General features: G+C 42.5%; 10 protein-coding genes and 2 pseudogenes. 4 read left to right on the forward strand and 8 right to left on the reverse strand.

From position 1 onward, the window contains the following. Positions 1-280 precede the first annotated feature (280 nt). A complete protein-coding gene (gene cbiD, locus QUB66_RS29095) occupies positions 281-1432 on the forward strand; it encodes a cobalt-precorrin-5B (C(1))-methyltransferase CbiD (protein ID WP_332970726.1) in 1152 nt (383 codons plus the stop codon). Between the two features lie 344 nt (positions 1433-1776). Then, positions 1777-3378, forward strand: a complete 1602-nt coding sequence (gene guaA / locus QUB66_RS29100; protein WP_442923345.1) for a glutamine-hydrolyzing GMP synthase — start codon at positions 1777-1779, stop codon at positions 3376-3378. Positions 3379-3623: 245 nt separating this feature from the next. Here the strand turns inward: guaA and QUB66_RS29105 are convergent, their stop codons facing one another. The 5 genes from QUB66_RS29105 to QUB66_RS29125 form a co-directional block, all read right to left on the reverse strand. Then, the gene (locus QUB66_RS29105) at positions 3624-4151 is read right to left on the reverse strand and encodes a hypothetical protein (RefSeq protein WP_332970725.1); all 528 of its coding nucleotides are present in this window, start codon (positions 4149-4151) and stop codon (positions 3624-3626) included. A gap of 120 nt (positions 4152-4271) precedes the next feature. Next, on the reverse strand, positions 4272-4961 hold the full coding sequence (locus QUB66_RS29110; RefSeq protein ID WP_332970724.1) for a hypothetical protein: 690 nt from the start codon (positions 4959-4961) through the stop codon (positions 4272-4274). Between the two features lie 81 nt (positions 4962-5042). Beyond that, positions 5043-5450, reverse strand: a complete 408-nt coding sequence (locus QUB66_RS29115; RefSeq protein WP_332970723.1) for a hypothetical protein — start codon at positions 5448-5450, stop codon at positions 5043-5045. Between the two features lie 4 nt (positions 5451-5454). After that, positions 5455-5793 (reverse strand): hypothetical protein, encoded by a 339-nt coding sequence (locus QUB66_RS29120; RefSeq protein ID WP_332970722.1) that lies wholly within the window; start codon positions 5791-5793, stop codon positions 5455-5457. 72 nt (positions 5794-5865) lie between these two features. Beyond that, entirely contained in the window at positions 5866-6219 is a 354-nt protein-coding gene (locus tag QUB66_RS29125) for a hypothetical protein (protein ID WP_332970721.1), read from the reverse strand. Positions 6220-6606: 387 nt separating this feature from the next. On the opposite strand from QUB66_RS29125, the gene QUB66_RS29130 reads away from it, so the two are divergent. Next, entirely contained in the window at positions 6607-6840 is a 234-nt protein-coding gene (locus QUB66_RS29130; protein ID WP_332970720.1) for a hypothetical protein, read from the forward strand. Then, on the forward strand, positions 6837-7292 hold the full coding sequence (locus QUB66_RS29135) for an HNH endonuclease (RefSeq protein ID WP_332970719.1): 456 nt from the start codon (positions 6837-6839) through the stop codon (positions 7290-7292). The genes QUB66_RS29130 and QUB66_RS29135 overlap by 4 nt, the downstream gene beginning before the upstream one ends. Before the next feature lie 111 nt (positions 7293-7403). On the opposite strand, the pseudogene QUB66_RS29140 reads toward QUB66_RS29135, so the two are convergent. From QUB66_RS29140 to QUB66_RS29150, 3 genes and pseudogenes are all read right to left on the reverse strand, one after another. Continuing rightward, positions 7404-7666: pseudogene (locus tag QUB66_RS29140) on the reverse strand (Txe/YoeB family addiction module toxin). Next, a complete protein-coding gene (locus tag QUB66_RS29145) occupies positions 7663-7887 on the reverse strand; it encodes a hypothetical protein (protein WP_332970718.1) in 225 nt (74 codons plus the stop codon). The pseudogene QUB66_RS29140 and the gene QUB66_RS29145 overlap by 4 nt, the downstream one beginning before the upstream one ends. A 195-nt stretch (positions 7888-8082) precedes the next feature. Continuing rightward, positions 8083-8382 (reverse strand): annotated as a pseudogene (locus QUB66_RS29150) (tRNA uridine-5-carboxymethylaminomethyl(34) synthesis enzyme MnmG); the annotation flags it as partial.

Genomic DNA, 8382 nt, shown 5'->3' on the forward strand with positions numbered 1-8382 from the left:
ACTTTTTCGTAACTCATTTTTGATGCGTTGAACTTCTATTTATTTGACAATTATATCAGACTTTCGCAGGAGGTCTAATCAAAGACGATCGAGTTGCCGATCGCACTTCAAAAAAACTGTTCCTTGCTTCAGGGCAACTGACAAGACAAAATATCACTTGACAAAAATCACGTTAACTGATAATAATAGCAAACCCTAGAATTAAGCTTAAATGCTTAAGGGGTATCACTGCTAGTGCATGATGTCGCTCGCCGACTAATTTACCGATTCTTGAATTTTCGTGACCAAAACTCAACCTTTATCCGGGTATACACTGCCAGTATTTGCTTGTGCCGCCGCACTTGCAGCGCTGCGGTGCTTGCGTGATGCTACTAAGTGTGTAGATAGCGTATCAGTAGATTTACTGGAACCGCCAATAACGGCAGAAATTGCGATCGAACAAGCATCTGTACTCAAAACTGATACCGCTTTAGGTGTGACTCGCTCGGAGCCGGGAGACAACCTCGATCTGACTCGCAATACGCCCGTTTGGGCAATGGTGGAAGTGTTCCGAGAGGGAGAGGGAGAGAGGGAGAGGGGGAGAGGGGGAGAGGGGGAGCAGATTGTGATTCTCGGCGGTGAAGGTATAGGGCGTCACGGAGTGGGTGGAGGAGCGGCAATCTATGATTATGCGATGCGGCTGCTGCGATCGAATCTGGGGCGAGAACTCGCACCAGGAGAAAACATCACTGTCACCCTAATTCTGCCGTCTGGGCGGCAACTAGCCACCCGCACTTCTAACGAAGCTTTCGGTGTCGTAGAAGGACTTTCCCTGCTGGGTACAACTGGAATTTCTCAACCGCTGAGTGCCCCCGGACAGTTGGAAGTTTATCGCGAACAACTGCAACAAAAAGCCGAATTGTTTGACTGTTTAGTCTTCTGCATCGGCGAAAACGGCTTGGATTTGGCGCGGAAATTGGGCATCAATCCGCAGCGGCTGGTGAAAACGGCTAACTGGCTGGGCCCGCTACTGGTAGAGGCTGGATGTCAGGGCGTGCAGTCAATTTTGCTGTTTGGCTATCACGGTAAATTGATGAAATTGGCGGCGGGGATTTTTCACACTCACCACCACCTCGCTGACGGGCGCAGGGAAATTCTCACAGCTTATTGTGCTCAAGCTGGAATGCCCGCCGATGCGTGTTCCGCGATTTTTGCCGCGGCGACAGCCGAAGAAGCTCTCGGCCAACTGCGGGCTGTGGATGCGGCAACTGGCAGCAATTTGGTCGATCGAATTTACGGCGACATCGCCCGACAAATCGACTTGCGATCGTCCGATTGCATTTTTACTCACACTAACCGGCGTATCCCCGTGGGCTCGGTGATGTTTGGGCGCGATCGCCAAATTATTGTTAAAAGTGACATAGGGGATACATTTCTGACCCAAATTTGTTAATGTAGTGTGAATATCCCTGAATTCTTTTTAAAAGAGCGATCGGGGATAATATTTAACAAGTAATAATTCTCAGTCCCTAGATCTTAATTATACTAGGTTGCTACTTGACGCAATTTATGATGCAAGAGTGCAATTAATTAGAGTAAATCTCGCAGTGAATATATGCTTGCCGTAAGCCCTATTAATCGACTAACATCGCTGACAGCAATCTAGTCTAAATAAGATTTATTCCTAGCGACTAATGCTCGCTCGCCTTCAGTCTTCGACTCAGGTGGCGACAAATACCTCCGCTACGTTCTGCAAAATTAGCAATTAGCAACTACGCAATAACCGTGACTACTCAAATAGAAACTGAATCAGACCTCACAGACTCTTCTCTGGGGCTAATAGACCGCCAGATAATCGTGATTCTCGACTTCGGTTCGCAATATTCCGAACTGATTGCTCGCCGCATTCGCGAAACTCAAGTATATTCAGAAGTTATTTCTTACCGCACTACGGCAGAACAGTTAACAGCTATCAATCCTAAAGGAATTATTCTTTCAGGAGGCCCAAGTTCTGTATACGATGAACAAGCTCCCCAATGCGACCCGGAAATTTGGAATCTGGGAATACCAGTGTTGGGCGTCTGCTACGGGATGCAGTTGATGGTAAAGCAACTCGGTGGGACAGTTGAGCGGGCTAAGTTAGCCGAATATGGCAAGGCATCGTTATTTATTGATGATCCTACCGATTTGCTGACAAATGTCGAAGAAGGCGCGACGATGTGGATGAGCCACGGAGATTCCTGTACCGAGTTGCCGGCGGGTTTTGAGATCCTCGCTCACACAGATAATACTCCGTCTGCTGCTGTTGCTAACCACGAGAAAAGTTTGTACGGGGTGCAGTTTCACCCAGAAGTGGTTCACTCGATCGGCGGACAAGCTTTGATTCGCAATTTTGTTTACCATATTTGCGAGTGCGAACCGACTTGGACGACGGCTACTTTTGTCGAGGAAACTATTCGCGAAATCCGCGCCCGAGTGGGAGACCAACGAGTTTTGCTGGCTCTATCTGGCGGGGTTGATTCTTCAACTTTGGCTTTCTTGCTGCACCAGGCGATCGGCGACCAACTTACCTGTATGTTTATCGACCAAGGGTTTATGCGAAAGCACGAACCGGAACGGTTGGTGAAATTGTTTCAAGAGGAATTCCACATTCCGGTGCAGTACGTTCTAGCTCGCGATCGCTTTTTGGCTCAACTTGAAGGTGTTACCGATCCTGAAGTAAAACGCAAGCGGATCGGCCACGAATTTATCAGTGTGTTTGAAGAAGAATCGAAGCGCCTTGGCCCCTTCGATTACCTCGCGCAGGGTACTCTTTACCCGGATGTGATTGAGTCGGCTGATACGAATGTAGACCCAGCAAACGGCGAGCGAGTTGCTGTTAAAATCAAAAGCCACCACAACGTCGGCGGTTTGCCTAAGGATTTGTGTTTTAAGCTGATCGAACCGCTGCGAAAGTTGTTTAAGGATGAGGTGCGAAAAGTCGGCAGATCGATCGGGCTTCCCGAAGAAATCGTCAACCGACAACCTTTCCCCGGCCCTGGATTGGCGATTCGGATTACGGGAGAAGTTACCGCCGAGAGACTGAATATTTTGCGGGATGCTGATTTCATTGTGCGCCAAGAAATCAACCGGCACGGATTGTACAACGAACTTTGGCAAGCTTTTGCAGTTTTGCTGCCGATTCGCAGTGTAGGGGTGATGGGCGACAAGCGGACGTATGCTTACCCGATCGTTCTACGATTTATTAAGAGCGAAGATGGGATGACGGCTGACTGGGCGCGGGTTCCATACGATTTGTTGGAATTGATCTCGAACCGGATTGTGAATGAGGTTAAGGGTGTTAACCGGGTGGTTTACGATATTACTTCTAAGCCGCCTGGTACGATCGAGTGGGAATGATGGGTAATTAGCTATTGAGTGGGCGGACAATTCTTTTGTCCGTCTGCTGGATTTGCGAAGTGTTGGGTTTATTTCGATTTTTAGGGGGTGGAGGAGTGAAAAGGGCGATCGCACTACAATCGAGATGGTTTTGGGATGGGTGGATATGGCGCAAAGGGCGATCGGCTGTTAAATTAACCTTTACCAGTACGCTTCGAGATAATTTTTTTCGATCGCCACCGCATCCAAAAACAGTATAACAAAAGTCAACTCACAGCCAGAAGCTCATTCAGCTTATTTTTTAAGTCTGGAGATACCATTAATGGATTATAGACTTCCCCCTCGTAAGGTTGCCAAACATAACTAGAACTAAATGGTCGAAAAACTGGTAAGGTTTCTCGCCCCTGAATAAGTTCTCGTGTTAAAACTAATCCCGGAAGAGATAAGTTGGACAAATCCTCAATCAATTCGCTGTAAGTTCTAAATTCATCAACTTCAACACCAACCAAAGCATAGCGAAACGAAGGAGCAAACCGTAGAGTGTGATACAGTAAAATCCCTAACTCTGTCATTAAATAAGCACTTTCAGGGCTATCTATTCCCACTTCACTAATATTATGGGGATAAACCCGACACCACCAGTTTTGATCAATATCTTGAAAAGTGTCTGTGCGACATAGACATTGGCGACCATTTGAGAGTAGCCATTCTATGCCCTCAAAGTGTTGAGCAAATTTATTAACATTGCTTTCATCTGAGCCACACTCTGCCGATAAACTGAATATCCACGCCATTGTTATAGACTTCTATGATATATGAGGTTAATCTAGTAATCTAGCACTGCGACCTATTGTGGGCTTACCATTTTGCTCGGCCATGCCACGATAGTAAAGTTTTGCCATCAGCTAATTTTTTCAAATTGTAAGCTCATTATTCATTTTTTGAAGATTCTCAATGTCAGATTTATGAATCTGTGTTTGTCGTTCTGTAAGCCACTGATAAAATTGTTCAACTAGGGCAAAGTATTCATTTGATAAAGAAATTAGACACAAACTATCTCCTGATTCTTCTAAGTAAGACAGTGGTATTAGTCCCCAGTCATGCCACTGCTTCAGAATCTTAACATCAAGACGCACACTCATTTCTATATCATCTTCCCCAAATTCGATTTGCAACGCTGGGATAGGTAAAGTGTAATGCTGTGTGTAGTTTCGCAGCCTCTGCACAAACTTTTGAATAGGATTATTTGCGAGATCCCCTGCAAGTTTTTTATCGTATTCCTTTTTAAACTCTTGGTTAGAGTACAGCCTATTAACAATTACTCTTGTATGATCAACTAATGATTTTGCAGACGCAAGAAAGTTATGAAATAGTCTTGAAGCTTCATCAATTAAACGCTCAAGGTTGTCTCTTTGTTCATAACTGTACATAAACAAAGATTCGGTCGGATCGTTCAGATGATCCAGATGATGTACAAGCTCATCGTAATTTCCCTTAAAGACCCGATAGCTTGCACTTAAAGCTTGCAAGTTCCGATGAATTTCCATTTCTGATGAAGCTTGTAACTTATCGAAACGGCTACCAAATTCAGTCTTGTAATCCATAAATTTTTTCAACAAACAGCTTTACAAATTCAATACATTCTGACAAAGGCGACTTCACCATGCAAAAATGTACAATCAGACTCAAGAAGCTTCAAATACTAGCATTTTTTTGCTATAATAGTTTTCAATTTCCGCAAGATCTCTTACTAGATCGCAAAGCTCATCTTCTTTTATAGCTTTAGGCTGATTGAAAATTTGTTTTAGCAAAACTGGCCACAGTTTTTCAGTGACAAAGTAATAGCTTGATTGTGGATGTAATTGAATTGCTGAACCAGTCGTCAAGAATTTCTCTATCTCAGGAGTATTAGCACTTAATGTCAGATATTGACTTTCTATAACTTTAATAAATTTTTTGTCTATCGTTTCATCAATCTTTTCCTCTTCTTTCAAAATCTTTTTTAACTCTTGCAAAATCTCATCATACTGATGCTCTTTCGTGAACTCTTCGGAAAAATACTTAAGTCTTGCAAAATGAATAGATTGAGACATATTTTTAAGTCCTAGCTTGTTTAATGTATTCCACTAACTCAGGTAAACTGTTGACTTTTTGGAGAGCCTTGATCAGGCGATTGACTGAATCACAATCATAATATTGTATGTCTATATCGGGAAATTCTTGCTTCAGCTTTTCTAGCAGGTTTTTATTATTACTGTCCAGACGATTAACAGGAAAAATATAACGAAATCCTGTTGGTCGCTTTTGTCTCAATAACTTTTTTACATCACTTATCCAGTTTTGAAGACTTCCTTGATTTACAGGCCCATCTGCTTGATTAGGGGAAGATTTACACTCGTAAATAAAATTCCCATCTACAAAATATTTTGCTTCCATAGGAGTCCTTTAAAGAAACTATTGCACTTTTTCAGAGTTGATGGGACAATTTTTCAGATAGACAGAGAACTTTTAGGCTGATTTTTTACGAAAATGAGCTTTAACAGAGGTCTCTTTTCCTAGTTTACTAACTCGACTATGTTCTGAAATAGCCACTATCTTGCCAGTTAATAATCCTTGAATTAAATCATCTGCCTTCTTTGATAAGGCAACAAAATCTGTAATCGGTTCGTTATCGTTTAAATTATCTACATAATCAACACCAGGCTTCATATTGAACTGTTTCATCAAATCTTTCAAAAGTGCCTTGAAAGATTTATCAATTACTTTTCCTTTGTCAAATGGGTTTAATTTTGCCCAGTCGGGCAAGTATTCCAATGCTTCATTTAAAGCATTTTTAATAGAACCAAGTCCAAAGCTTGACATTGAAACCTCTACTAAAATTTAGTGTGATTACTGATTTTTTTAAATTAGGTTGAGGCAGGTAAACCTAATATAATAATTAAAGCATATTATAGCATAACTACAGCCTAATGTCAACATCTACCTGCAACTAATCAAAAAATACCACGGCCCCAAATCCACAGAAGGCAAGCCCCGAACCCTCACCGAACTCAAAATCTACTCTCGACTCCTAGACTGGGAAAAATGCCCCATCCCACCATTCCCACTTTCTCTCCCCAAAGCCCCCACCTCACCCAAACTATTATAACGCTTGCTGCAACGGACTATATTAGAAAGTTAAAGCCCAATATACTAAAATAAAATCATTACAATAAATACAAGCGTTCACCTTTTGTCAAAGTCAAATTTATGCAAGTTGTCATTCAACCTCCCTCCCTCATTGAAACCGGAATTAAGGTCGAAACAATCAATAATCGCCCTCTGTTCAAATTTACCGATCGACTTCAACTCCATCTAGAAACCCTTCTGGAAAAAAATAAAGTCAATGACCTAACCGCTGAAGAACAAGACGAACTCAACGCCATCAACGAACTCGATCGCCTTTTTACTTACCTAAACTCCCTCCTCCTCGCTCAAAAATGACCATTACCGACGCAACCCGCCAACACATCAGACAACGGGCTCAATATCTTTGCGAATATTGTCACTCTCCAGAACAAATCAGCACCTCTCGTTTTACCATCGACCATATTAAACCCCGTTCTTTAGATGGTAATGATGAGGTGAATAATTTGGCGCTTGCTTGTAGCCGTTGCAATCAACGCCGTTACAATTTTACAGCCGGTAGCGATCTAGAGACTCAAGCAGAAGTTGCTCTATTTAACCCTAGAACTCAGCAATGGGAAGAGCATTTTATGTGGACGGGGGACGGTACAAAAATTCTGGGAGTTACAGCAATTGGCCGCGCTACTTGCGATCGCCTTGACGTTAATGACGAACGCTATCAAGGAGAGCGATCGATTCAGGAAGCACGCGCCTTATGGATTAAAGCGGGCTGTCATCCACCATCAGACGATCCCAGAGAAATGCAATAAACTATATCCACTACCCAAGGTTTTCGCCAAACTGTCCCTGGGTGCGATCGCCCACTGGGTAAATCGGTTAAACTAATAAATTTCAAGCCTTTTAGTCTGCTCACCCTACGACTACTCACTGTAATGATACTTACAACTGGCGATCGCAATTTCGACATCCGTCACTCGGTAAACTAAACGATGTTCATTATCGATGCAGACCAAAAACCACTTAACTCGTATTTCAGAGGTTCAGGTTTACCCAATCCTTCAAAGGGCGATCGATCTATATCTTTAATCAGTTCGACAATTTTACGATAAATCTTTTTGTCCAATTTCGCCCATTCGTTAAAATCTGCAAAAGCAGAGGATTCAAAAACAATTCTTCTGCTCATTCCAAATCCTGTAAGTTAACTTCAACTAAATTTTGACCCTCTTTAACATTCTCAACTGCTCTCAAAAGTCGATTTTTGTTGCTTTCTGAATTTAAAAGATATTCAGTTTCATCAAATTCGGTGACAATAATTTCAATCTCTTTATCTCCAAAAATCGCCTTTATTTTTTCTAAGAAATTGCGATCGAGTTCGCTAGCTTTTAAACGATAAACTGTTGACATCGTTTTTACCTATTTTTAGTTTTGATAATTATACAGTAGCGCCCAAACTGTGATCTTCTCAAATCTAGTATGGCATAGTGATTTAAAAATTGCAGAGTCCCGCACCGGACACGGCATTGCCATGTCCCTACGGATATTCTGTACAATTTAGCCAACAATTAAGGCAAAGGCGAGCCATTTTGTGGTTCTATCTATTCATTTTCCAACAGCAGCAGGCTGCTTGCGGTTGCGCACTTCCAGATAAATCAACAAAGCATTAACATCAGCCGGATTCACCCCACCAATCCTCGCCGCTTGGCCAATAGTCAACGGCCTAATTTTAGTCAACTTTTCCCGCGACTCCTTCGAGAGAGTTGTAATTGCCATATAATCCAAATCCCCCGGTAATTGGCGACGTTCGTGTTTCGCAATGTCATCAATTTGATTTTGCTGTCTTTGCAAATAACCGGAATATTTGAGGTCAATTTCTACACCATTTTTCTCGGCTAATTGTAG

The organism is Microcoleus sp. A2-C3, assembly GCF_036706065.1.
Classification (GTDB): Bacteria; Cyanobacteriota; Cyanobacteriia; order Cyanobacteriales; family Microcoleaceae; genus Microcoleus.

Bases quoted from the DNA above. Each gene is read 5' to 3' on its own strand.
- QUB66_RS29130 (WP_332970720.1), top strand. From the start codon at position 6,607: ATGCAAGTTGTCATTCAACCTCCCTCCCTCATTGAAACCGGAATTAAG.
- QUB66_RS29120 (WP_332970722.1), bottom strand. From the start codon at position 5,793: ATGGAAGCAAAATATTTTGTAGATGGGAATTTTATTTACGAGTGTAAA.
- QUB66_RS29135 (WP_332970719.1), top strand. From the start codon at position 6,837: ATGACCATTACCGACGCAACCCGCCAACACATCAGACAACGGGCTCAA.
- QUB66_RS29105 (WP_332970725.1), bottom strand. From the start codon at position 4,151: ATGGCGTGGATATTCAGTTTATCGGCAGAGTGTGGCTCAGATGAAAGC.
- QUB66_RS29110 (WP_332970724.1), bottom strand. From the start codon at position 4,961: ATGGATTACAAGACTGAATTTGGTAGCCGTTTCGATAAGTTACAAGCT.
- QUB66_RS29115 (WP_332970723.1), bottom strand. From the start codon at position 5,450: ATGTCTCAATCTATTCATTTTGCAAGACTTAAGTATTTTTCCGAAGAG.
- QUB66_RS29125 (WP_332970721.1), bottom strand. From the start codon at position 6,219: ATGTCAAGCTTTGGACTTGGTTCTATTAAAAATGCTTTAAATGAAGCA.
- QUB66_RS29145 (WP_332970718.1), bottom strand. From the start codon at position 7,887: ATGTCAACAGTTTATCGTTTAAAAGCTAGCGAACTCGATCGCAATTTC.